The organism is Kitasatospora sp. NPDC050463 (assembly GCF_040655255.1).
Lineage (GTDB): Bacteria > Actinomycetota > Actinomycetes > Streptomycetales > Streptomycetaceae > Kitasatospora.
Genome location: NZ_JBFAJO010000009.1, coordinates 27,705 through 51,105, shown reverse-complemented (window position 1 = coordinate 51,105; position 23,401 = coordinate 27,705). Strand labels below are relative to the sequence as shown.

23 protein-coding genes are annotated in these 23,401 nt (G+C 73.0%); 14 read left to right on the top strand and 9 right to left on the bottom strand.

All coding sequences use genetic code 11. The features are described from left to right. The first annotated feature begins 12 nt into the window (after positions 1–12). From AB0J08_RS08045 to AB0J08_RS08035, 3 genes are read left to right on the top strand one after another with little or no spacing between them, the layout of a single operon-like run. Positions 13–642: a TetR/AcrR family transcriptional regulator gene (locus AB0J08_RS08045; protein ID WP_360628730.1), complete on the top strand. Its 630-nt coding sequence runs from the start codon at positions 13–15 to the stop codon at positions 640–642. Continuing rightward, entirely contained in the window at positions 626–2,344 is a 1,719-nt protein-coding gene (locus AB0J08_RS08040; RefSeq protein WP_360628726.1) for an acyl-CoA dehydrogenase family protein, read from the top strand. The genes AB0J08_RS08045 and AB0J08_RS08040 overlap by 17 nt, the downstream gene beginning before the upstream one ends. After that, positions 2,341–3,231 (top strand): amidohydrolase family protein, encoded by an 891-nt coding sequence (locus AB0J08_RS08035; protein WP_360628723.1) that lies wholly within the window; start codon positions 2,341–2,343, stop codon positions 3,229–3,231. Before AB0J08_RS08040 ends, AB0J08_RS08035 begins: the two co-directional genes overlap by 4 nt. On the opposite strand, the gene AB0J08_RS08030 is transcribed toward AB0J08_RS08035, so the two are convergent. Further along, positions 3,232–4,041: an inositol monophosphatase family protein gene (locus AB0J08_RS08030; protein ID WP_360628720.1), complete on the bottom strand. Its 810-nt coding sequence runs from the start codon at positions 4,039–4,041 to the stop codon at positions 3,232–3,234. Between the two features lie 118 nt (positions 4,042–4,159). Between AB0J08_RS08030 and AB0J08_RS08025 the strand changes: the two genes are divergently transcribed. Together AB0J08_RS08025 and AB0J08_RS08020 are read left to right on the top strand one after the other, a co-directional pair. After that, positions 4,160–5,233 (top strand): Lrp/AsnC family transcriptional regulator, encoded by a 1,074-nt coding sequence (locus tag AB0J08_RS08025; protein ID WP_360628717.1) that lies wholly within the window; start codon positions 4,160–4,162, stop codon positions 5,231–5,233. 172 nt (positions 5,234–5,405) lie between these two features. Further along, the gene (locus AB0J08_RS08020; protein ID WP_360628714.1) at positions 5,406–5,843 is read left to right on the top strand and encodes a hypothetical protein; all 438 of its coding nucleotides are present in this window, start codon (positions 5,406–5,408) and stop codon (positions 5,841–5,843) included. A gap of 46 nt (positions 5,844–5,889) precedes the next feature. On the opposite strand, the gene AB0J08_RS08015 is transcribed toward AB0J08_RS08020, so the two are convergent. The 4 genes from AB0J08_RS08015 to AB0J08_RS08000 form a co-directional block, all read right to left on the bottom strand. Continuing rightward, positions 5,890–6,717: a helix-turn-helix transcriptional regulator gene (locus tag AB0J08_RS08015; RefSeq protein WP_360628711.1), complete on the bottom strand. Its 828-nt coding sequence runs from the start codon at positions 6,715–6,717 to the stop codon at positions 5,890–5,892. A gap of 32 nt (positions 6,718–6,749) precedes the next feature. Beyond that, a complete protein-coding gene (locus AB0J08_RS08010) occupies positions 6,750–7,232 on the bottom strand; it encodes a DUF2269 family protein (RefSeq protein WP_360628708.1) in 483 nt (160 codons plus the stop codon). Positions 7,233–7,479: 247 nt separating this feature from the next. Next, on the bottom strand, positions 7,480–8,190 hold the full coding sequence (locus AB0J08_RS08005) for a 4'-phosphopantetheinyl transferase superfamily protein (protein ID WP_360628705.1): 711 nt from the start codon (positions 8,188–8,190) through the stop codon (positions 7,480–7,482). 577 nt (positions 8,191–8,767) lie between these two features. Next, complete coding sequence (locus AB0J08_RS08000; protein ID WP_360628702.1) at positions 8,768–9,406, bottom strand: TetR family transcriptional regulator; 639 nt, start codon at positions 9,404–9,406, stop codon at positions 8,768–8,770. Positions 9,407–9,469: 63 nt separating this feature from the next. On the opposite strand from AB0J08_RS08000, the gene AB0J08_RS07995 reads away from it, so the two are divergent. Then, positions 9,470–10,414 (top strand): hypothetical protein, encoded by a 945-nt coding sequence (locus tag AB0J08_RS07995; RefSeq protein ID WP_360628699.1) that lies wholly within the window; start codon positions 9,470–9,472, stop codon positions 10,412–10,414. 74 nt (positions 10,415–10,488) lie between these two features. On the opposite strand, the gene kynU is transcribed toward AB0J08_RS07995, so the two are convergent. Both kynU and AB0J08_RS07985 read right to left on the bottom strand, forming a co-directional pair. Further along, positions 10,489–11,715: a kynureninase gene (gene kynU / locus AB0J08_RS07990; RefSeq protein ID WP_360628696.1), complete on the bottom strand. Its 1,227-nt coding sequence runs from the start codon at positions 11,713–11,715 to the stop codon at positions 10,489–10,491. 26 nt (positions 11,716–11,741) lie between these two features. Further along, entirely contained in the window at positions 11,742–12,572 is an 831-nt protein-coding gene (locus AB0J08_RS07985; protein ID WP_360628693.1) for a tryptophan 2,3-dioxygenase family protein, read from the bottom strand. Positions 12,573–12,807: 235 nt separating this feature from the next. On the opposite strand from AB0J08_RS07985, the gene AB0J08_RS07980 reads away from it, so the two are divergent. Beyond that, entirely contained in the window at positions 12,808–13,242 is a 435-nt protein-coding gene (locus AB0J08_RS07980; RefSeq protein WP_360628690.1) for an Lrp/AsnC family transcriptional regulator, read from the top strand. Between the two features lie 194 nt (positions 13,243–13,436). Here AB0J08_RS07980 and AB0J08_RS07975 read toward each other — a convergent pair whose 3' ends face one another. Continuing rightward, positions 13,437–14,072, bottom strand: a complete 636-nt coding sequence (locus AB0J08_RS07975) for a MarC family protein (RefSeq protein ID WP_360628687.1) — start codon at positions 14,070–14,072, stop codon at positions 13,437–13,439. A gap of 188 nt (positions 14,073–14,260) precedes the next feature. Here AB0J08_RS07975 and AB0J08_RS07970 point away from each other — a divergent pair, with 188 nt between their 5' ends. From AB0J08_RS07970 to AB0J08_RS07960, 3 genes are all read left to right on the top strand, one after another. Continuing rightward, positions 14,261–14,821: a DoxX family protein gene (locus AB0J08_RS07970; RefSeq protein ID WP_360628684.1), complete on the top strand. Its 561-nt coding sequence runs from the start codon at positions 14,261–14,263 to the stop codon at positions 14,819–14,821. A gap of 221 nt (positions 14,822–15,042) precedes the next feature. Further along, positions 15,043–15,687, top strand: coding sequence for a hypothetical protein (locus AB0J08_RS07965; RefSeq protein WP_360628681.1), 645 nt, complete (start codon positions 15,043–15,045; stop codon positions 15,685–15,687). Positions 15,688–15,993: 306 nt separating this feature from the next. Next, the gene (locus AB0J08_RS07960) at positions 15,994–17,802 is read left to right on the top strand and encodes a glycosyl hydrolase family 18 protein (protein ID WP_360628678.1); all 1,809 of its coding nucleotides are present in this window, start codon (positions 15,994–15,996) and stop codon (positions 17,800–17,802) included. 182 nt (positions 17,803–17,984) lie between these two features. On the opposite strand, the gene AB0J08_RS07955 is transcribed toward AB0J08_RS07960, so the two are convergent. Continuing rightward, positions 17,985–18,545: a MarR family transcriptional regulator gene (locus AB0J08_RS07955; RefSeq protein WP_360628675.1), complete on the bottom strand. Its 561-nt coding sequence runs from the start codon at positions 18,543–18,545 to the stop codon at positions 17,985–17,987. 146 nt (positions 18,546–18,691) lie between these two features. Between AB0J08_RS07955 and AB0J08_RS07950 the strand changes: the two genes are divergently transcribed. From AB0J08_RS07950 to AB0J08_RS07935, 4 genes are all read left to right on the top strand, one after another. After that, positions 18,692–19,999: an MFS transporter gene (locus AB0J08_RS07950; protein ID WP_360628672.1), complete on the top strand. Its 1,308-nt coding sequence runs from the start codon at positions 18,692–18,694 to the stop codon at positions 19,997–19,999. Positions 20,000–20,164: 165 nt separating this feature from the next. Further along, complete coding sequence (locus tag AB0J08_RS07945) at positions 20,165–21,790, top strand: phospholipid carrier-dependent glycosyltransferase (RefSeq protein ID WP_360628669.1); 1,626 nt, start codon at positions 20,165–20,167, stop codon at positions 21,788–21,790. 3 nt (positions 21,791–21,793) lie between these two features. Then, a complete protein-coding gene (locus AB0J08_RS07940; RefSeq protein ID WP_360628666.1) occupies positions 21,794–22,573 on the top strand; it encodes an ABC transporter permease in 780 nt (259 codons plus the stop codon). A 208-nt stretch (positions 22,574–22,781) separates the two neighbouring features. Continuing rightward, the gene (locus AB0J08_RS07935; RefSeq protein ID WP_360628663.1) at positions 22,782–23,366 is read left to right on the top strand and encodes a TMEM165/GDT1 family protein; all 585 of its coding nucleotides are present in this window, start codon (positions 22,782–22,784) and stop codon (positions 23,364–23,366) included. Positions 23,367–23,401: the final 35 nt, after the last annotated feature.

Below are 23,401 nucleotides of genomic sequence, written 5' to 3'. Positions count from 1 at the left end.
TTCAATACTTTCATGGCCTACCGACGCACCCCCGCCGTACAAGCCCGGCTGGACGCTCAGCGCGAGGCGGTCCTGCAGGCCGCGGTGGGGTTGCTCGCCGAGCGCGGTTACGGCGGCTGCTCGATGGCCGCGGTGGCGGACCGGGCCGGGATCGCCACCGGCAGCCTTTACCAGCACTTCGCCAACAAGGCCGAGCTGTCCGTCGAACTGTTCCGCCGGGTGGTCACCCGGGAGATCGCCGCCGTCACGGAGGCCGTGGCCCGCCGTGAGACCCCGCAGCAGCGGATCGCCGCCGTGGTCGAGACCTTCGCCGCCCGCGCCCTGCGTGCGCCCAGGCTCGCCCATGTGCTGCTGGTCGAGCCGGCCGACGCCGTGGTGGACGCCGAACGCCTGGTGTTCCGCCGGGCGTTCCGCGATGTGATCGCCACCGAGATCGCCGCCGCCGTGGCGGCCGGCCAGCTGCCCCGGCAGGATCCGGAGCTGACCGCGGCAGCCCTGGTCGGCGCGGTCGGCGAGGCGTTGGCCGGCCCGCTCGCCGCGGCCCACGCACCCGTTTCCGGGGACACCCCGCCCGAGGTGGTCCCCGCCCTGGTCTCCTTCACCCTGCGTGCCCTGGGAGGACGCGATGACAGCGACGCCTGACGCCACCACGCCCGACGCCGTGACGCCCGACACCACCACGCCCGACACCACCGAGGTGGCGTACGCGGCCTCCAGGACGCACGAGGTCACCAACCAGGTGCCCCTGCCGTACGGGCACGACACCGCCGCCGATCCGGCTCTGCTCGCGGCCCTGCACCGGGCCGGCGCCGGCTGGGCCGAGGCCGAGCTGCACGAGCTCGGCCGCCTGGCCGGCTCCGAACAGGCCGCCGACTGGGGGCGGTTGGCCAACGAGTACCCGCCCGTACTGCGCACCCACGACCGCTTCGGTCACCGGATCGACGAGGTCGAGTTCCACCCGTACTGGCACGAGCTGATGCGCACCGCCGTCGGCCACGGTCTGCACGCCACGCCCTGGCGGGACGACCGGCCGGGTGCGCACGCAGCCCGCGCCGCCAAGTTCTTCGTCTGGAGTCAGGTCGAGGCCGGCCACACCTGTCCCATCTCGATGACCTACGCCGCCGTTCCCGCGCTGCGCGCGAATCCGGCGCTGGCCGCCGAGTTGGAGCCGTTGCTGGCCGCCACCGAGTACGACTTCGGGCTGCGTGAGCCGCACGGCAAGCGCGGGCTGATCGCCGGCATGTCGATGACCGAGAAGCAGGGCGGCTCGGACGTCCGCACCACCACCACCACCGCCACCCCGCAGGCGGACGGCACCTACCGGTTGACCGGCCACAAGTGGTTCACCTCGGCGCCGATGTCGGACCTCTTCCTGACGCTGGCCCAGGCGCCCGGCGGGCTCAGCTGTTTCATGCTGCCCCGCGTCCTCCCGGACGGCTCCCGCAACCGCCTCCACCTCCAGCGGCTCAAGGACAAGTTGGGGAACAAGTCCAACGCCTCCGCCGAGCTCGAGTACGACGGCGCGGTCGGCTGGCTGGTGGGCGAGGAGGGCCGCGGGGTCCGGACCATCATCGAGATGGTCAACATGACCCGCCTCGACTGCACCGTCGGCGCCGCCGCCGGCATGCGCCTCGGGGCCACTCGGGCGGTCCAGCACGCCCTGCACCGGCGGGCGTTCGGCAAGGCGCTGGTCGACCAGCCGCTGATGCGCAACGTACTCGCCGACCTGGTGGTGGAGTCCGAGGCGGCCACCATCGTGGCGATGCGGCTTGCCGAGGCCACCGACCGGGCGCTCGCCGGGGACGAGACGGAGGTGCTGGTGCGCCGGCTGGGGCTGGCGGTCGCCAAGTACTGGGTCTGCAAGCGCGGTCCGGCCCACGCTGCCGAGGCGCTGGAGTGCCTCGGCGGGAACGGCTACGTCGAGGAGTCCGGCATGCCCCGGCTCTACCGCGAGGCGCCGCTGGTCTCGATCTGGGAGGGCTCCGGCAATGTCGCCGCCCTGGACGCGCTGCGTGCGATGGCCAGGCACCCCGAGACCGTCGAGGCCTTCCTCGGCGAGCTGGACGCCGCTGCCGGCGCGGACCGCCGGCTCGACGCCGCCGTCGCCGAACTCCGCAAGCAGCTCACCGACGCGAGCGATCTGGAGTACCGGACGCGCCGGCTGGTCGAGGCGATGGCGCTGGCCTTCCAGGGTTCGCTGCTGGTGCGGCACGGCGACCCGGCGGTGGCCGACGCCTTCTGCGCCTCCCGCCTCGGCGGCGACCACGGCGCGGCCTTCGGCACCCTGCCCGCCGGCCTCGACGCCGGGGCGATCATCGACCGCGCCCGCCCGGTGCCCGCGTGAGCGCGGACGAGGTGGCGGAGGTCCGCCGGTTCTGGCAGGCCCTCGGCTTGCCCGGCCTGGTCGACGTGCACACCCACTTCATGCCGAAGAACGTACTCGACAAGGTGTGGGCGTACTTCGACGCGGCCGGCCCGCTCGTCAACCGCTCCTGGCCGATCACCTACCGCGTCGCCGAGGCCGAACGCGTCGAGCGGCTGCGGGAGTTCGGCGTCCGGGCGTTCACGTCGATGCTGTACCCGCACAAGCCCGGGATGGCCTCCTGGCTGAACGCCTGGGCGGTCGACTTCGCCGCCCGCACCCCGGACTGCCTGCACACCGCGACCTTCTTCGCCGAGTCCGAGGCACCCGCCTACGTGGCGCGGGCGGTCGAGGACGGCGCCCGGGTGTTCAAGGCGCACCTCCAGGTCGGCGGCTACGACCCGACGGACCGTCGCTTGGACGAGGTCTGGGGGCTGCTCGCGCAGACCGGCACCCCGGTGGTCGTGCACTGCGGATCCGGGCCGGTGGCGGGCAAGTTCACCGGCCCCGGCCCGATCGGCCAGGTGCTGGACCGGCATCCGCGGCTTCCCCTGGTGGTCGCCCACCTGGGTATGTCGGAGTACCGCGACTTCCTCGATCTCGCCGAGCGTCACCCGTCCGTCCGGCTGGACACCACCATGGCGTTCACCGACTTCGTCGAGGCCGACGACCCGTTCCCGCGCACCGAACTGCCGCGCCTGCGCGCTCTCCAGGACCGAGTCCTGCTCGGCAGCGACTTCCCCAACATCCCGTACCGGTACGTCCACCAACTGGAGGCGCTGGCCGCCCTGGGGCTGGGGGAGGAGTGGCTGCGGGCGGTCTGCCACGACAACGCCGCCGGGCTCTTCGGGCTCGACCCGGCGGGCTGATCACCGCACCGTCCGCAACACCTCCAGCAGGTCCGCGTGCAGCCCGGGCGCGGCGGCGAGGAAGCTGTCGGAGCCGGCCGTCCAGGCCGCCCCGGCGGCGTCCGTCACCGTCGCGCCCGCCTCGGCCGCGATCAGCGCGCCCGGCAGCAGGTTGCCCGCGTCCGCCCCGTACTCCCAGAACAGCGCCAACTGTCCGGAGCCGACCTGGGCGACCTGCAACGAGGCCGGCCCGAGGCTGCGGACCGCCAGGACCTCGCCCAGCACCGCCGTCAGCGACTCGCCGGCGCGGCGCAGCGCCACCGGGTCCGCGGCCACCAGGGGCGGCTGGCCCGTCCCGGCGACGGCCGCCGACAGCTCGCGGTCCGGCGGTGCGACGGGCCGCCCGTCCAGCTCGGCGCCGCCGCCCCGCACCGCGCGGAAGGTCCGCCCGCCGAGCTCCGGGGTGTGCACCACGGCCAGGACCGCGACGCCGTCCCGCACCAGGGTGGCGGTGACGGCCCACTGCTGCTGGCCGAGCAGGTACTGTACGGCGCCGTCGACGGCGTCGCAGAGCCACCACTCGCCCTCGGCCGGCACCTCGCCCGCCAGTTCGTCCGTCACCCAGCCGGCCCGCGGCCGCAGTTCACCCAGCCGGGCCCGTAGGTGGCCGGCGGCCGGGCCGTCCACCTCGGCGAAGTGCGCCATCGCCTCCGCGACCGTCCGCCCGGGGGTGGGCCCGGCCGGCCGCACCGCCGCCAGCCGTGCGCCGACCTCCCGTACCGCCGCCTCGACCCCGGGCAGCAGCTCCCTGAGCTCCCGTACCTCGTCCATCGCCGTTCTCCGATCCGTCGCGGGCCGGGGAACCCTCCCGGCCGTTCCGGACAAGGAGTACCGTCAGTGCTGCCGAACGGGACTTCGGGTCGGCCGGAACTGACGGAGATCGGACACCATGGATATCTCGACTGCGGATCCGGACAGCGTGCTGGATCTGCTGGACCGCCGCCTGGTCTGTGCCCTCCAGGTCGACGGCCGGGCCGAGACCGGCCGGATCGCCGAGGTGCTCGGCGTCTCCGCCCGGACCGTCACCCGTCGGCTGGCCCGGTTGCAGCAGACCGGGCTGCTGCGCGTGGTGCGGATGCCCGAGGTCGAGGACGCCGCCGTCGGCGCGTTGCTGCTGAGGGTCCGAGTGCTGCGCGGCAAGGTCGACACCATCGCGCAGGCCCTGGCCGACCGCCCGGACGTCCCGTTCGTCGACGTCATGCTCGGCGGTCAGGAGGTCGGCGCGGTGATGCTGAGCGACGCCGGCGCCCGGGACCGGCTGCTGTACGGGCAGTTGCCCGCCACCGCGGCGGTCACCGAGACCACCACGCACGCGGTGCTGCACGCCTTCTCCGACGCGGGGCAGTGGCAGGCCGGCTACCTCGACGAGGCCGAGGTGGCCGCACTGACGCCGGCCCTACCCGCACCCGCACCAGCGCCCGCACCCGCACCAGCGCCCGCACCCGCACCAGCGCCCGCACCCGCGTCGACCCCGACGGCCGCCGATCACCCCCGGGAGAAGCTCCCGCTCGACGCGCTCGACCGCGCTCTGCTCGCCCGCCTGTCCGTCGACGCCCGGCAGTCCCACGCCACCCTGGCAGCGGCCGTCGGCGCACCCGAGTCGACCGTCCGCCGCCGACTGCACCGGCTTTCCGCCGCTGGTCTGCTCCGCACCCACGCCACCGTCGACCCGCGGCTGCTGGGCATGGCTGTGGACGCGAACCTCTGGTTGGACGTCCCCCCGGGCCGGCTCGCCGAGGTCGGTACGGCGCTGGCCCGTCACCCCCAGGTGCACGGGGTCTTCGCCACCAGTGGCCCGACCAACCTGGTGGCCACTCTGTTCTGTGCTGATCACGGCGGCCTCTACCGCTTCCTCACCGGGACGCTCGGCCCGCTCGGCGTCGACCGGGCCGAGACGGCGATCGTCGCCCGCGCGGTGAAACGGGCGGGCGTCCCGTTGCAGCGTCCGCGACCACGGCCCTGAACCGGGCCCGGCTCAGCCCGGTCCGGCGCCGGCCCGGTCGCCGGCCCGGTCGCTGACCTGGGCCATTACCTCGGAGGTAATCGACGCCCGGGGGAGGGCCGGGCAGAGTGTGGAGCACCTGGTCGCGCCGACCGCACCGGGATCCGACCACTCTTCCGGAGGCTGATCCGCCATGTCCGCGAACACCCTCGCCGCCGCCCGACCCACCTCCGCCGCCGACCGGAAGGGCCGGCAGAACCTGCGCCGCTTCCTCGCCCTCGACGCGCTGGTCAGCGGCGGCAACGGCCTCGCCTACCTGGCCTTCGCCGGCCCGCTCGGCGACCTGCTCGGTGTCGGCAGCTCCACCCTGGTCGAGCTGGGCGCCGTCCTCACGGCGTTCGGCCTGGCGGTCGGCGTCCTGGCCGCCCGCCGTCGCCCGGCCCGCCTCGCCGTGCAGGTGGTGATCGACATCAACGTGGTCTGGGCGGCGCTCAGCCCGGTGGCGATGGTGGTCTGGCTGGAGCCGAGCACCGCCGGGCTGGTCTGGATCCCGGTGCAGGCCGGCACCGTGCTGCTGTTCGCCGCTCTCCAGTTCACCGCCCTGCGCGGCCTCGGCCGGGTGGCCCGCTGACGACCGGCGACGCGACCCGCGCGCGGATGACCGGCCGGGTGGCCCGCTAACGATCGGCCGGTACCGCCGCCTGTAGGAACGCGACCGTCTGCGCGTCGGCCGGGAGGAAGGTCTCCATGGCCAGCTCGGAGACGGTCACGTCCATGGGTGTGTTGAAGGTCGCGATGGTGGAGAGGAAGGACAGCACCTGCCCGTCGACCGCCACCCGCATGGGCAGGGCGAACGGGAACAGTTCGGTGATGTCCTCCTCGGGCTCGTCGAAGACCGACTCCGGCTCGGGATAGGTGCGGACCTCGTCGAACAGCGCTCGCAGCGGCTCCGAGCGGACCCGCGAGATCTGATGGTCCATCCGCTCCAGCAGGTGCCGCCGCCACTGCCGGAAGTTGACGATGTGCGGGGCCAGCCCCTCGGGGTGCAGGGTGATCCGCATGGCGTTGAGCGGAGGTTCCAGCAGGTGCGGGGCCACGCCGGAGAGCAGTACGCCGAGCGAGCGGTTGGCGGCCAGCACCCGGAAGGTGCCGTCGACCACCACGGCCGGGTACGGGTCGTGCGAGGCCAGCAGCCGTTCCATTCCGGCCCGCAGCGCGTCCATCGCCGGGTCGTCCAGCGGCGTCTCGGGGTAGTGCGGGGCGTAACCGGCGGCCAGCAGCAGGGAGTTGCGCTCGCGGACGGGGACGTCCAGCTGCTCGGCGAGCCGCAGCAGCATCTCCTGGCTGGGCCGGGAGCGCCCGGTCTCGACGAAGCTGATGTGCCGGACCGAGGAGCCGGCCCGAAGTGCCAGTTGCAGTTGGCTGAGCTGCCGCCGTTCGCGCCAGCCGCGCAGCAGCGCCCCCGCGCCCGTCCCCGTACCGGTGTCGAGACCCGCTGTCGTCATGACAGGACGGTACTCCCGGCGTGGTCGGCCGGTCAGGCGCCGGTGGTCGAACCGGGGCGGATGATCATCAGGACGACGACCACGGCCCAGAGCAGGTTGAACACCCCGGCCGTCATGGGGAGCAGCCGCAGGCCCTGGACGGCCTTTCCGTGCTCCGGGGCCTCGGCGTCGAGGTCGAGCGCGTCCACCGCCGCCTGCTGCCCGGGCAGGACGAACAGCAGCAGCGAGAGCGCCGCGAGCGCGGTGAGCACCATCGAGACGATCAGCCAGGACTGCCCCAGCACGTCCATCACCTGGGCGACGCCGATGCCCATCATCGGGACGGCTATCCCGAGCAGCGCGTAGACCTGGGTGATCCGGTGCAGCAGACGCAGGGTGCCGGCCTCGGCAGCGCGGTCCGGACCGCCGGCGAGTGCGGCCCTGGCCCGGCGCGGGAACATGCTCACCGCCACCGCCACCGGGCCGACGAACAGCACCGAGGCGAGGACGTGCAGGCTCAGCAGGAATTTGGCCATGGCGGGGACACCCTTTGATCCAACGGGGGCTGCGCACCCGGCACGCGGCGTGGGCAGCCGGGGCGAACGGTTTCCGAGCCCCGAGCAGGCACGCTAACACCGCTTATCCGGGCCCCTGCCGCGCGGGTCGGGCCTCGCGCGCGGGCCCGTAACCCCGGCCCGCCCGGCCCCCGGCCGCCCGGCCCCGGCCGCCCGGCCGCCTGGTCCGCCTGGTCCGCCCGGTCCGGGCGCTCAGGCGCTCAGGCGCTCAGGCGCCCGACGGGGTCAGCACCACGACCCGCGGTGCGGCGGTGCTCACCACCGAGACCGCCGCCCCCTGCCGGACGTCGGCCCAGTCGAGCAGGTACAGGTCCTGGTAGCGGCTGCGCAGCGGCCGGCCCGCGGGCAAGTCGAGCGGCAGTGCGGAGAGGTCCACGCCGGCCAGGGTGTCCAGGCTGGCCCGCCCGAGCTTGATCAGCGATTCCTTCCGCACCCACAGCCGCAGGAACGCCCGCCCGGGCTCCGGGTGCGCCTCGACCTGCCGCAGCTCGGCCGGGCTGAGCACCCGCCCGGCGACGTCGAGGAGCGAGCCGCTGCGGGTCGTCAGCTCGACGTCGACGCCGACCGGCCGGTACCCGGCGGCGGCCGCGACGACCCCGCGGGTGTGCGAGAGGCTCACCTGGACGTCCGGGTGGTCCGGCAGGTAGGGCCGGCCGTGGTCCCCCTTGCCGCAGTCGGGGCAGTTCTGGGCCAGCACCACCTCGGTGGCCGGTACGTCGAGCAGGCGGGCGGCGCAGAGCCGGACCAGGACGTGCGCGGCGATGAAGTCGACCCGCCCGGACTCGTGCCGGAATCGCGCGGCGCGCTCCCGTTCGACGGTGGTGAGCAGGTGTTCGCCGGCCTCGGGGTGCCGCAGGACATCGGCGCTGGCCGAGACGGCGGCGAGCGGAGCGTGCGGGTCCTGGTCCTCGGAAGTCATGGACTCAACCTAGCGGGGCCGACGGGGGCTGTGGTCGCTCGGCCGTCCGGACTGCCTGGGGTCGGTCCTGATGGTCTGCAGGGTATGGACCGTCCGATTTGGTGTTGGATGTAATGAAAAATACCGATTGTCGATTGGGATCAGCTGAAACGCGGCAGGTTGTGCGACCTGCCGCTTTCTCTCTGCGCGGAGGAATGTGTCGATGGATCAGGGGATGGGGTCGCCAGGTCTCAGAACGACCGCCACGAAGCGGCCGCCGGCCGCCCGCAGGCGCCGGGCCGTCCGGCTGGCAGTGGCGACCGCCGTTGCGGCGCTCCCGATGGCCGCCGTGCTGACGGTGGGTTCGGCCGCACCGCTGGCCCCGCCGCTGGGGGCGTGCTCCGGGCCCACCGGTCGTGTTCGGCCTGGCCGGTCTCGGCGGTCTCGCCGTCCTGGCCGCCCGCCGTCGCGGACGCCACGGCTGGTGCCGCTAGCCCGGCGGCGTCGGGGCGCTGAACCGCCGGCAGGCCGCCCAGTCACCTGACCGGGCGGCCTGCCGGTGTCCGGCAGCCGCGCGCCGCCGATCCGGGGCGGGTGGTCAGCGCCCGGCCGGCCCGGCCGGGAACCGGTCCAGCCCCGACCGCAACAGGCCGAACGCCTCCTCGGCCGCCGCCTCGACGCGGGCCCGGACGGTCTCGGCGGGCGTACCGGCCACGATGCCCCGCCGGATCTCCGCGATGACCGCCCGGTGGGCCCCCGCGACAGCGCCCGCCAGGATCCGGGGCAGCGGGTCCTCCGGGCCGGCTTCCGACTCCTCGGCCAGTGCCGCCGCGAGCGCCGCCTCCGAGCGTTCGCCCAGTTCCAGCAGCCGGGCCCGGAGTGCGGGGCTCTCCGCGACCACGCGCCAGAACACCGCCGCCTCGGCACTCAGGCCGAAGGTGACCTCGCCCGCCGCGAGCCCGGCCAGCAGGTCGGCCCGGACCGCGTCGACGGCCGTGACCCCGGCCGGCCGTTCGCGCACCACCGTGGCCAGGTGGGCGACCACCGCGTCCTGCCGGTCGAAGAAGAGGTCCTCCTTGGTCGGGAAGTAGTTGAACACCGTGTTGGTCGAGACTCCGGCGGCCCTGGCCACCTCGGCCACGGTGACCTGGTCGAATCCGCGCTCGACGAACAGCCCCATCGCGGTGTCGGCCAGCAGGGTGCGGGTCTGCTGCTTCTTGGCTTCGCGAAGTCCCATGAGGCAATCATAGGGCCGCACCAAATTTGCAGTGACACCAAAATTCTGGGCTACGGTGACGGCATGACTTTCACCTTCGGCATCTATCCCGGCGGTCTGCTCGGTGACGACATCGGCGTGATCGAACCCGTCAGCCCCGACGACCCGGCGCAGATCGAGGCGGCGCTGCGCGAACTCCAGGGCGAGGCGCCCACCCTGCTGGTGCGGGCCTACCGCCCGTACCCCGAGGGGCCCGGCACCCCGGTCGAACCGGAGCGCTACGCCGTCGAGGGGCGCCGGCTCGACCTGGTGCTCCAGTTCCGCGATCCGACCGGGGGGCTCGACGGCTGGCTGGACTTCGTCCGGCGGACCGTGCGGGAGGAGGGCCCCCGGGTGGCGACACTGCAGATCTGCGAGGAGCCCAACGCCGACCGCCCGGCGCTCGACGGCAGCATTCCGAACGTCCGCCGGGCGCTCGTCCAGGGCGTGGTCGCGGCCAAGGAGGAGGCGCTCGCCCACGGCCTCGACCTCGCGGTCGGGTTCAACGCGGTACTGAGCTTCGATCCCGCCGACACCTTCTGGGCCGAGCTCGGTGCGCTCGCGGACGAGCGCTTTCACCGGGCGCTCGACTACGTCGGCCTGGACTTCTTCCCCGACGTCTTCCGGCCCGTCCCGCCGGACCGGCTCGCCGAGCTGGTCGGCGCGGTGCTCACCGGCTTCCGGCGCGACAGCGTCGCGAAGGCGGGCATCGGGCCCGGTGTGCCGATCAGGATCTGCGAGCACGGCTGGCCCACCGGGCCGGACCGGACGGAGTCGCGGCAGGCCGAGGTGGTCGAGGAGGTGATCCGGACGGTCGTCGGGCTCGCCGGCGAACTGGGCGTCGAGGGCTATGCCTTCTTCAGCCTGCGCGACGCGGACAGCGCCGGCACCGGCGTCTTCGACGGGTTCGGCCTGCTCCGGGACGACTACGCCCGCAAGCCGGCCTTCGAGGTGTACCGGCGGCTGGTCCGGGACCTGACGGTGCGGTGATCACCGAGTCGGACGGCCGAGTCGGACGGGCCGGGCCGCCCGTCGTGGTGGCGGCCCGCCCGGTGGCGTGGAGCTCAGGTGACCTCGCCGCGCCGGCCGAACCGCTCCGCCCGCCACTCGCCGGTCTCCAGGACCTCGGCCAGCTGCCGCGCCGCGTCCCAGACCTCCACGTACGACAGGTACAGCGGGGTGAAGCCGAAGCGCATGAGGTCCGGTGCGCGGAAGTCCCCCACCACCCCGCGCTCGATCAGCGCCTGCACCACCGGGTAGCCGTCGGCGTGCCGCAGGGCGACCTGGCTGCCGCGCCGGGCGTGCTCGCGCGGGGTGGCCACCTCGATCCCGTCCAGCCCCTCCACCAGCGAGACGAACAGGTCGGTCAGCGCCAGGCTCTTCGCCCGTACCGCGCCGAGGTCGGCCCGCTCCCAGACGTCCAGGCTCGCGCCCAGTGCGGCCTGGCCGAGCAGCGAGGGCGAGCTGGTCAGGAACCGCCCGATGCCCCCCTTCGGGTCGTACCCGGGCTCGAAGGCGAACGGACGGGCATGGCCGAACCAGCCGCTCAGCGGCTGCCGCGGGCCGGCCGCGAGGTGACGCCGCGCCACGTACAGGAAGGCGGGGGAGCCGGGGCCGCCGTTCAGGTACTTGTAGGTGCAGCCGACCGCGAAGTCCGCGTTGCTCGCGCCGAGTTCGACCGGAAGCGCGCCCACCGAGTGGCAGACGTCCCAGATCATCAGCGCGCCCGCGGCCTGCACCCGGGCGGTGATCCCGGGCATGTCCAGCAGCTCGCCGGTGCGGTAGTCCACGTGCGAGAGGACGACGGCGGCGACGTCGGCGTCCAGGTGCCGGTCCAGCTCCTCGGGCGCGACCAGCACATTGCGCGCGCCCTCGAACAGCTCGGTCACGCCTTCGGCGATGTAGAGGTCGGTCGGGAAGGCCGCGCCGTCGCCGAGCACCGTGTGCCGCCCGGGGCGCAGCCGCAGCGCGGCCGTCAGCACCTTGAACAGGTTGACCGAGGTGGTGTCGCAGACCACGACCTCGTCCGGGTCGGCCCCGATCAGCGGCGCGATCCGCCGGCCCAGCCGGTACGGCTGCTCGAACCAGCCGGCCTCGTTCCAGCTGCGGATCAGCTCGCGACCCCACTCTTCCTCGACCACCTGCCGCACCCGCTCCGGGGTGCGGGCCGGCAGCGCGCCGAGCGAGTTCCCGTCCAGGTAGACGACGCCCTCGGGCAGGGCGAACTCCTTGCGGAACCCCGCCAGCGGGTCGACGGCGTCCAGCGCCGCGCATTCCTCGCGCGTGATCATGCCCAACGTCCTGCCCACTTTCTCGCTCAAAGTTCGTCCCGTACGGTCCACAGCTCGGGGAACACGTCCTGCTCGGCGGCCTTGCGCAGCCAGGTGAGGCCGCTGGAGCCGCCCGAACCGGGCTTGGCGCCCATCGCGCGCTTGACCGAGGCCAGGTGCCGCTGGCGCCAGCGGGTGACCCGCTCGGCGACGTCCAGCAGTGCCTCGGCGAGCGGCTGCAGCGCCGCGTACGCGGGATCGGTGTAGACCTGCCGCCAGGCCGCCTCCACCGCCGGATCGGCCTGGTGGCGCTGCTCGGAGGGCTCGTGCGGCACCGCCAGCCCGCGGCGGGCGAGCAGCGCCAGGGCGTCGTCGTACAGGCCGGGGGCGCGCAGGGCCGCGCTCAGCTCGGCCTGGGTGTGCGGCACCTCGTCGTACATCCGCAGCAGGGCGGGGTTCTTGTTGCCCAGCAGGAACTCCAGGTGCAGGAAGGCCGAGGACTGGAACCCGGAGGCCTCGCCGAACACCGAGCGGAAGGCGTTGAACTCCTGCGGCGTCATGGTCGCCAGCAGGTCCCAGGACTCCACCAGGACGTTCTGCACGTGGGTGCCGCGCCGCAGCGCGGCCAGCGCGCCCGGCAGGTCGTCCTCGCGCAGCGCCTGCTGGGCCAGCGTCCACTCCTGCCGCAGCAGGTCGAAGAGCAGCTCCATGACCTGGGTGGTGACGATGAACGACAGCTCGGCCGGCACCTTGCTGAGTGGCTGCTGCAGGCTGTGCAGCTCCTCCAGGCGCGCGTACCGGGCGTAGGGGGTGCCCCGACCCGGCTCACCACCCCGACCGAACGACAGGTTGGGTGTCTCCACCGTGTCGTGCCCCATCCCGATTCCTCCTGATGACCCGGACGGCGGGTGTCCCGCCCGCCCGATGACCCGGCCGCCTGCTGGTCCGTTGCGGCCGGGGCCCCATTGTGCGGCGGTCACCGCCCCCGCTTGAATGGGCACCGGGCACGGTAACCGCATCCGCGCCTGTCGATCGAGAGGTCTTCCCGCCGATCTCTTTACGATCGCAAAAGAGCGGGATCCAGCCAGTCGATCAACCTCACCGGGAGCCGTCATGGACGCCGTGGACCGCCGCCTGCTGGCCGAGCTGCAGGCCGACGCCCGGCTCTCGTACAACGAACTCTCCCGCCGGGTGAGCCTCTCCGCACCCGCCGTCGCCGAACGGGTGCGGCGGCTGGAGGCCGACGGGGTGATCAGCGGGTACCACGCCCATGTCGACCCCGCCCGGGCCGGGCTGCCGATCACCGCCCTGGTCCAGCTCCAGTGCTACGGCCCGCGCTGCGTGCTGCGCGACCCGGAGGTGGCCCGGTGGCCGGAGGTCCTCCAGCTGCACCGGGTGACCGGCGGGGCCTGCTGCGTGCTGCTGGTCGCGGTGCCCGCGATGGCCGCCTTCGAGGCGCTGATCGACCGCCTCGGCGGGTACGGGCAGCCGGCCAGCTCGATGATCCTGTCCAGCCCGGTGCCCTGGCGGCCGGTGGTCGCGCCTTGACACCGGCGCACCCGAACGCCTCCCGCCGCTCGCCGAAGCGCCTGACCGGGCGGGCCCGGCCGCACCGGCCTCGCACGCTGATCGGGCCGCACCGGCCTCGCACGCTGATCGGGCCGCACCGGCCTCGCGCCTGACCGGGCGGACCGCGCCGGCCGGCCGCGCCGGTGGTGCGCCGGCGGCGCAACGGCCCGGGCTCAGTGCGCCTCGGGCAGGTGCAGCCCCAGCCCGGCCAGGCCGTTGAGGAACAGCTCCACGCCGACCGCCGCCAGCAACAGCCCGAGCAGCCGGGAGAGGACCTCCAGCGACGTCCGGTGGGTGCGCCGCATCAGCGGGGCGAGCGCCGCCACGCAGATGTAGTTGATCATCACCACGGCGACGTACGCCCCCACGAGGGTGGTCCGCCAGCCCCAGTCGTCCTTGCTGAGCGCGCCCACCAGCACCGCCGTGACCGCCAGCGGGCTCGCGACGTACGGGAGCAGCAGTTCGCGGAGGCCGTCCACCATCGGGTTCGGCAGGTGATCGTCGTCCGCGCTGCCGCCGCTGCCGAGGTGGATGCCCAGGACCAGCGCGACGGCGTAGACGAAGAAGATCGTCCCGCCGGCCAGCTGCAGTGACTGGTCGCTGATGTGGAACAGCGAGGTCACGAAGTCCGCGCTGTACGCGAGCACCACGCCGATGAGGGCGGTGATCAGTGAGCTCCAGGCCGCCAGCCGCCGCAGCTCGTGGGTGCTGCGGGTGGGGGCCAGCCGGGCGAAGGACAGCAGGACCTTCGGGGGGCCGACCACGGCGAAGAAGGCGATGAACGCGGTGCTCAGGTTGAAGACGAACATGGGCCAAGCATGATCGGGGCGCTCGGCGCAGTTCGGCCGCCACGCTGCCGTGCGGGCGGGGACGCGACCGTCGGGCCGCTATTCCCCGGCGGTCCGTAGTTCGCCCGGATGGCGGCCCCGGGTCGAACCGGCTCGTCCTTTCGGGTCCTATGGAAGCCGGATCACCTCCGCTGGAACGAGGACTCGACATGTGTCTGAACCGTAAGGATCTCGGCCTGCTGGCCCTGCGCGGCGCGGTCGGCGGGGTGCTGATCGCGCACGGCACCCAGAAGCTGTTCGGCTGGTTCGGTGGTGGCGGCCTGGAGGGCACCACCAAGGCGATGGAGCAGATGGGCTTCCACCCGGCCCGCCGGAGCGCCCTGGCGGCGGGCCTCGGCGAGGCGGGTGGCGGCGCCCTGCTGGTGGCCGGGCTGGCCACCCCGGCGGCCGGCGCGGTGGTGGCCGGCACCATGGCGGGCGCGGTCGCGGTGCACGCCCCGGCCGGCTTCTTCATCACCTCGGGCGGCTACGAGTACCCGGCCTTCCTCGGGGCGACCGGGCTCGCCCTGGGGCTGGCGGGCCCGGGGCGGTACTCGCTCGACCACCTGACCGGCCATGCCTTCGACCAGCCGTGGGTGGGCCTGACGGCGTTCGCCGCCAGCGCGGCCTCGGCGTACGGCGTGGTGGCCCGCCGCCGGCACGCGGTGCGGTTGCGTGAGGAGCGGGCCGCCGTGGAGGCGCAGACGCAGGAGGGTTCGGGGCTGTCCTGAAACCACCCCTAGGGCGTCGGGCGCACCGGGAGCCGGTGCGTCCGACGCCGTGCGAGCGGTCGGTGCCGGTCCTCACCCGGATGCATCAGCCCTGTTGGCGGGCCCGGCCACGGCCTCGGAGGGTGGGCGTGAGGTGTGCGGGCAGCCCGGCACCGAGCCGGAGCACCGAGCCGGAGCGCAGAGCCACCGAAGCGCGCGGACACCGAAGTGAAGAGACGCCGATGCGCAGAAACGAGGACACCATGGACCGCCAGCCGCCGACCGGGGCGAACCGCCCCACCCGTACCACCGCCCAGGACGTCACCGCTCCGGTGGTCCGGCGCCCGCGCCGGGCCGTGGCCGGTGCGCTGGCCGCGGCCGTCCTGGGTGCGGCGGCCCTGGCCGGCTGTTCCTCCGACAGCACGGCGAGCAAGGCCGTCTCCTCGGCCGCCGGTGCGGTGGAGTCGGGGGTGTCGGCCGCAGCCTCCGCCGCCGCCTCGGCGGTGGCCTCCGCCGCGAGCGGGCTCTCCTCGGCCGCTTCCTCGGCGGTGGCCTCGGTGGCCGCCTCGGCGGAGGCGGCGGCCTCCTCGGCGGTCGCGGACGTCAAGGGCGGGCTGGACGCCAAGGGGGACGTCACCGCGGGCGCGGTGACGATCGCCTCGGACGGCAAGGCCGAGGCGACGCTCACCGTCAGCAACCACGAGCAGCAGTCCAACCGGTACGTGATCCAGATCAACTTCACCGACGACTCCGGCAATGTGCTGGACGCGACGGCGGTGACCGTCCCGGACGTGGCCGCCGGGCAGAGCGCGCAGGCCACCGCACGCAGCAACCGCGACCTCTCCAGCCCGGTCAAGGTCGTGGTGGCCAACGCCGTCAGGTACTGATCCGCAGGTCAGAGAGGTCGGCGAGGCCGGCGCGGCGGGGTGCAACCTTAAGGGCGACTCAAGCCTCAACATCACCCCTTGACGGGCGAGTTGGTCTAGTCCATTTTAATCCACAGGTGCAGGGAGCCCCTGAACCGGCGTCAGCGGTCTGTGGCCGCGGGCGCCGGTTCGGCATATCCCGGTGTCCGTCAAGGCATGTTCCCGCTCGATTCCCTTTCCCGTTCTGTCATGCCCTGGTCGTACGGCCCCACCCCGTGCGAGCCCGCCAGGCGCGGCGGATCCCCCACAACCAGGAGTCACGCACCCATGCTCCGTTCACGTATCGAAAGGGCCGGGACCCCGGCTCAGGAGGGCGGCCGCCGCCGGCGCCCGAAGAGCCTGGCCGCCCTCGCGGTCGGCACGACCGCCTCCCTGCTGCTCGGCGCGGGCCTCGCCCTCACCGGCGGCGCCTCGGCCAGCGCGGCCGTCACCAACTCCACCGGCGCGCCCGCCACCAGCGGTGGCATCAAGGTCGCCTACTTCGACCAGTGGTCGATCTACGCGAACGCGTACTACCCGAAGACGATCCAGGACACCGGCGTCGCCGGGAAGCTGGACTACCTGATCTACTCGTTCGCCAACATCCACCCCACCAACCTGAACTGTTTCGAGGCCACCAAGGCCGCGAGCCAGGACGACAACAACCCCAGCGCGGGCGACGGTGCGGGTGACGCGTTCGCCGACTACCAGAAGAGCTTCGGTCCGGACATCTCGGTCGACGGCGTCGGTGACGCCTGGGGCCAGCCGATCGCGGGCAACTTCAACCAGCTGAAGAAGCTGAAGGCGAAGAACCCCAACCTCAAGATCCTGATCTCGCTGGGCGGTTGGACGTACTCCAAGTACTTCTCGGCGGCGGCCGCAACGGACGCCTCGCGCAAGAAGCTGGTCTCGTCCTGCATCGACATGTTCATCAAGGGCAACCTGCCGGCGGACGCCGGCTACGGCGGCCCGGGCTCGGCGGCCGGCATCTTCGACGGCGTCGACATCGACTGGGAGTACCCGGGCGGCGGTGGCCACACCGGCAACCTGGAGAGCCCGAACGACAAGCAGAACTTCACCCTGCTGCTGAAGGAGCTGCGCGAGCAGCTGGACGCCCAGGGCAAGGCCGACGGCAAGACCTACGCCACCGCGGCGGCCGTCGGCGCCGGCCAGGACAAGATCCGCAACGTGGAGACCGACAAGATCGGCCAGTACCTCACGTTCCTGGACATCATGACCTACGACATGCACGGTGCGTGGGACGCCAAGGGCCCGACCAACCACCAGGCCCCGATCTACTCCGGCCCGGACGACCCGATGACCCCGGCCAAGCCGGGCAACGGCAAGTACTCGGTCGACGCCGCGATCAAGGCGTACACCGCCGGTGACACCGACTACGGCATCCCGGGCGGTTTCCCCGCCAAGAAGATCAACGTGGGTGTCCCGTTCTACTACCGCGGCTGGACCGGCGTTCAGAACAACGGCAAGAACGGCCTCTTCCAGCCCGCCACCGGTCCGGCCGCGGGTGCGGCGATGTCCGGCAACGTCCCCGGAATCCAGATGTACAAGGAGCTCGCGGGCTTCGTCGACAACCCGGCCAGGACCTTCTGGGACGACACGGCGAAGACCACGTACTTCTACGACGGTTCCACCTTCTGGAGCGGTGAGGACACCCGGTCCATCCAGGCCAAGGTCGACTACGCCCACTGCAACGGCCTCGGTGGCTCCTTCGCCTTCTCGCTGTACGACCTGGGTACCAGGACCGCGCTGTTCGACAAGATGGTCGAGGCCACCAACGGCTCCGCCGCCGCCTGCCCGGCCGCGCCGAGCCCCACCCCGACCCCGACCCAGACGGTGACCCCCACTCCGACCCCGACCGCGACGGCCACCGCCACCGCGACCCCGACGGCGACCGCCACCCCGACCTCTCCGGCCGGCTGCTCCGCCGCGCCGAGCTGGGACGCGGCCACCACCTACGCCACCTCGACCAAGGTCTCCTGGAAGGGGCACTACTACACCAACAAGTGGTGGACCAAGGGCGAGGACCCCACCACCACCGGTCAGTGGGGCGTCTGGACCGACAACGGGCCCTGCTGAGGCCGTACCGGTCGACCGCCCGGGCAGCTGAACACCCGGGCACCTGAACACCGGAGCACCTGAACACCCGATTACCGAGGGCCTGACGGACCCTCGCGCCAGACGAGTCCGGCCCGCCGGGGGACGATCCCCCTGCGGGCCGGACTTTCCACGTTTCCGGGCCGCTCGGGCCGGGTCGGCGCTCAGGCCAGGTCGTCGGTGCGCCCGAGCGCGTCGGGCTGGCTCTCCTCGATCCGGCGCAGCATGCGGGCCAGCATTCCGGAGAGGACGGTGCGGTCCTCGCCGACGACGTCCTGGAGCAGCTCCTCCTCGAAGACGGCGGCCATCCGCATCGACTCCAGCCACTTGTCGCGGCCGTTCTCGGTCAGCTCGATGATCACCCGGACCCGGTTGGTCTCGTCCCGCTCCCGGGTGACGAGGTCCTCGGCGACCATCCGGTCGATCCGGTGGGTCATCGCGGCCGGGGTGAGCCCGAGCCGCTTGGCCAGCTCGCCCGGTCCGAGCCGGTACGGGCTGCCGGCGACCACCAGGGCCTTGAGCACCTCCCACTCGGCGGAGGTGATTCCGAGCACAGTCAGCTGCCGGCTGTAGGCGACACCCATCCGCCGGGCGACCCGGGACAGGGTCTGCACGATGGTCTCCACCTGCGGGTCCACGGTGGGGAATTCCCGCTGGTAGACGGCCACCTGCTCGGCGATGCCCAGCTCGTCGGGGGCGGCCGTCGCGGGCTTGTCTGCTGTCATGCGGACCAGTGTCGCACGTGGGGTGCACACCTTAAGCCTTTGACTCCACACTCTTCCGGTGCTAAGACTTTATCTCGGCAGACTTTAGCTCTTAAATCTTCTGGGCTTAAGAGTATCCATCGAAACCCAGTGAAGGGGTGTGCACGGTGACCGGCACGGTGAAGCAGCAGAGGCAGCAGCGTCATGGGGCGGGCGGCCCGCTGCGCCGCGTCCAGATCGGCAACGCGCTCAGCGCGTTCGGCAGCGGGTTCACGATGCCGTACATGTTCGTGTACGTGGACCAGGTGCGGGGCCTGGGCTCGCTGGCCGCCGGGATGGTGTTCACCGTCTTCGCGCTGGCCGCGCTCGCCGTGCTCCCCTTCACCGGCCGTGGCATCGACCGGTACGGCCCGCGCCCGGTGCTGCTCGCCGGCGCCGCGCTCGCCGCCGTCGGCGCGTTCGCCTTCGGTCACGCCACCGGCACCCCGGCCCTGCTGGTCTCGTCCTTCCTGTTCGGTGCGGGTGTCACCACCTGCCAGCCGGCGCTCGCCACGATGATCGTCCGCTGCTCGACCGCCGCGACCAGGTCGCACGCGTTCGCGCTGCAGTTCACCCTGATCAACCTGGGCATGGGCATCGGCGCGCTGGTCGGCGGCCAGATCGTGAACGTCGCCGACCCGGCCAGCCTGACCCGGCTGTTCACCATCGAGGCCGTCACCTTCCTCGGCCTGGCCCTGGTCACCGGCAGCGCCCGGATCCCGAACGCCGCCCCGGTCCTGGTCCAGGGGTCGGCCCAGGGCCCCCAGGGCCTGCGGGCGCTGGTCGCCGACAAGGCGATGCTGCGGCTCTGCGTGCTCGCCGGGCTGATCTTCTTCACCTGCTACGGCCAGTTCGAGTCCGGTGTCGCGGCCTTCGCCACCGACACCGTCGGCACCGCACCCTCCACCCTGGGCATCGCCATCGGCGCCAACGCGCTGACCATCGTGGTGCTGCAGATGTTCATGGTGCGGATCACCGCCCGCCGCCGGCGCACCACCGCGATGGCCGCGGCCGGCGTGGTCTGGCTGGGTGCCTGGGCGATGGCCCTGGTGGCGGGCCTGATCCGGACCGAGACCATGGCCGCCACGGTCGCGATCGTCTCGATCTACGCCCTGTTCGGGGTCGGCGAGTCGCTGCTCGCGCCCACCCTGGGCCCGATCGTCGCCGATCTCGCCCCGGCCAGGCTGCTCGGCACCTACAACTCCGGGTACGCCCTGGTGAAGCAGGTCGCGATCGCGGTCGGCCCGGCCGTCGGCGTGCTGCTGGTCGGCTCCGGCACCTGGCCGCTCTACCTGGCGGCGATGGCCGGCTCCACCGTGCTGATCGTGGTCCTCGCGCTGCGGCTGCGGCCGTACCTCACGGCGGTCCAGGACAACGCCGCCCCGGCGATCGTCCGCACGACCCTCCCCGTCCGGGAGCTCCAGACCGCCGCGTGACGGACATCGAAACGGGCGCCGACCGGATCACCTGGTCGGCGCCCGTCGCGCTTGGCTTCCTGACCACTGCGCCATAGGGTCAGTGGCTGTCGACCTCCCGCCCCGCTATGCCGGGAAGTCCGGTTCGTCCCCCCGGTTGAAGCGGGGCATCCCCGGAGGTATCCGATGACGCAAGCGGCGCTGACGCACCCCCCGGCGGCCCCGGCCCCCGCAGCCCCCGCACCGGCCCGTCGGGGGCTGCCGCGGTGGGCGGCCGAGCGGGCCGGCTGGCTCGGGCCGATCGGCGTGGCGCTCTTCGCCGGACTGCTCAGGTTCTGGAACCTCGGCTACCCCAACGCCTTCGTCTTCGACGAGACGTACTACCCCAAGGACGCCTGGTCGCTGCTCGAACAGGGCTACGAGGGCACCTGGCCGGACAGCGCCAACGCCGACATCCTGGGCGTTCCGCAGCGCATCCCGCTCACCTCCGCGCCCGAGTTCATCGCCCACCCGCCGCTCGGCAAATGGGTCATCTCGCTCGGCGAATGGGGCTTCGGACTGCACCCCTTCGGCTGGCGGTTCATGACCGCGCTGCTCGGTACCGTCACCGTGCTGATGCTGGCCCGGATCGGCCGCCGGCTCTTCGGCTCCACCCTGATCGGCTGCACCGCCGCCCTGCTGATGGCCGTCGACGGCCTCCACCTGGTGATGAGCCGGGTCGGCCTGCTGGACGGCGTCCAGATGACCTTCGTCCTCGCCGCCTTCGGCAGCCTGCTGATCGACCGCGACCGCACCCGTGCCCGCCTGGCGTCCGCCCGCGACGGGGGGGACCCGGACGGCGACCGGATCCGCCTCGGCCCGCGCCCCTGGCGGATCGCCGCCGGTGTCGCCCTCGGCGCCGCCTGCGCGGTGAAGTGGAACGGCGTCATGGTGCTCGCCGCCTTCGGCCTGCTCACCGTGCTCTGGGACCAGTCCGGACGCCGCTGGGCCGGCGCCCGCCGCCCCTGGCGCTCGATGCTGCGCCTGGACGCGCTGCCCGCCCTGCTCGCCATGGTCGGCTCGGCCCTGGTGGTGTACGTCGGCTCCTGGGCCGGCTGGCTCGCCGCCGGTGGCCGCAGCGGCGGGGGGTACGACCGGCACTGGGCCGACGACCGGGCCGGGCTCTCCGCCGACAGCTTCCTCGGCGTCCCGCTGCCGCAGGTCCCGATGAGCTGGGTGCCGGCCCCGCTGCGCAGCCTCTGGCACTACCACGCGCAGATGTACGACTTCAACACCGGTCTGAGCACCCCGCACACCTACCAGTCGAACCCGTTCAGCTGGCTCGTCCAGGGCCGCCCGGTCTCCATGTACTGGGAGCAGGTCCCGAACGGGCAGCAGGGCTGCACGGCCTCCGGCGGCTGCGCCGCGCAGATCCTCGGCCTCGGCACCCCGCTGCTCTGGTGGACGGCCTGCTTCGCCCTGGTCTACCTGCTCTGGCGCTGGTTCTTCCGCCGGGACTGGCGCTCGGGCGCGGTGCTCTGCGGCGTCGCCGGCGTCTACCTGCCCTGGTTCCAGTACCAGGAACGGACGGTCTTCTCGTTCTACATGGTCGTGCTGGTGCCCTTCCTCTGCCTGGCCGTCGCCCAGATGCTCGGAGCGATGCTGGGGCCGCAGGGCTGCTCGCCCGAACGGCGCCGGGTCGGTGCGGCCGGGGCCGGACTGGTCGTGCTGGCGATCGTGGCCTGTTTCGCCTTCTTCTATCCGCTCTACACGGCGGAGGTGATCCCCATGACGTCCTGGCAGGACCGGATGTGGTTCACCAGCTGGATCTGAGGAGTGGCGCTCTCGGCTGCCGCGCAGAACCAGCTGCTGCCGGTCACCCCCACCCTGGGAGTGGTCACCGCCGTGCTGCTGGCAGCCGCCGTGGCGGTGGCCGGGTGGGGCCTGCTCGGGCAGGGGCACGCGGTGCTGCGAGCCGGGCTGCGCGCGGTGGTGCAGCTGGCCGCCGTCGCGCTGGTGATCACCTGGGTGGTCGGCTCGCTCTGGTGGTCGGCGCTGTTCGTCCTGCTGATGTTCGCGGTCGCGGTGCGGACGGCCGGTCGGCGGATGACCGCCGGACCGCAGTGGATCCGGGCGGCCGCGCCGATCGGCGCCGGGGTGCTGCCGGTGCTCGCGCTGCTGCTGGCCGTCGGGCTGCTGCCGCCGAAGGGCCTCTCGATCATCCCGGTGGCGGGCATCCTGATCGGCGGCGCGCTCACCGCCACCTCGCTGGCCGGCCGGCGCGCCCTGGACGAGCTGCGCCAGCGGCACGGCGAGGTCGAGGCGGCGCTCGCGCTGGGCTTCGAGGAGCGCGACGCCCGGCTGGAGATCTGCCGGACCGCCGCCGCGACCTCGCTCGTCCCGGCGCTCGACCAGACCCGGACCGTGGGCCTGGTCACACTGCCCGGCGCGTTCGTCGGCATGCTGCTAGGCGGCGCTTCCCCGACGCAGGCGGGCGCGGTGCAGCTGTTCGTGCTGATCGGGCTGCTGGCGGTGGAGTCGGTGGCGGTGGTGGTGGTGCTGGAGCTGGTCGCCCGGGGACTGGTGGGCACCGTGCGGCCCGGCGGGGTCGGGTAGGCTTGGCGCGTTGAAGGGGAGTAGCCCTCCACCGGACCGTCGACATACTGGCCCCCAGGGGCCCGGCGCCCGGGGCATCCGTAAACGGGTGCCGGCGAGACCTTCGGCCGCAGTGCTGTGATGTTCTGACCAGCGCTGTCGGGCCGGAGCGTCCCCTCACGGAGCCGCCGAGGCCCGGCAGCCCGACCCGAGGGATACCGAACCCCCGATGAGCCTGACCGTAGCCGCGATCACCTTCGGCATCGTCTTCCTGTCCGAACTCCCGGACAAGACCGCCCTGGCCAGCCTGATGCTCGGCGCCAAGTACCGGGCGAGTTATGTCTTCGCGGGCATCGCCGCCGCCTTCGCCCTCCAGGTCGGCATCGCCCTGGTCGCCGGGCAGCTGCTCTCGCTGCTCCCGCACCGCTGGGTGGAGGGCGTCACCGGCGTGCTGTTCCTGGCCGGGGCCGCGATGCTGCTCTTCCACGGCGGCGACGACGAGGACGGCCACGCCGCCAAGGAGCCCTCCGCGAACAGCTTCTGGAAGGTCGCCGGGGCCAGCTTCGTGGTCGTCGCTATCGCCGAGTTCGGCGACCTCACCCAGATCATGACCGCCAACCTGGCCGCCAAGTACGCCGACCTGCTTGCCGTCGGCATCGGCGCCTGGCTGGCGCTGTGCGCCGTCGCCGGGATCGCGATCCTCGGCGGGCAGAAGCTGCTGAAGCACGTCCCGATGAAGATGATCATCAGGGTGGCGGCCGGCATCATGGTGCTGATGGCCGGGTTCAGCATCTTCCAGGCGATCACCGGCTGACGCGCGGTCAGCGGCCGCCGCGTGGAAGGCCGGTG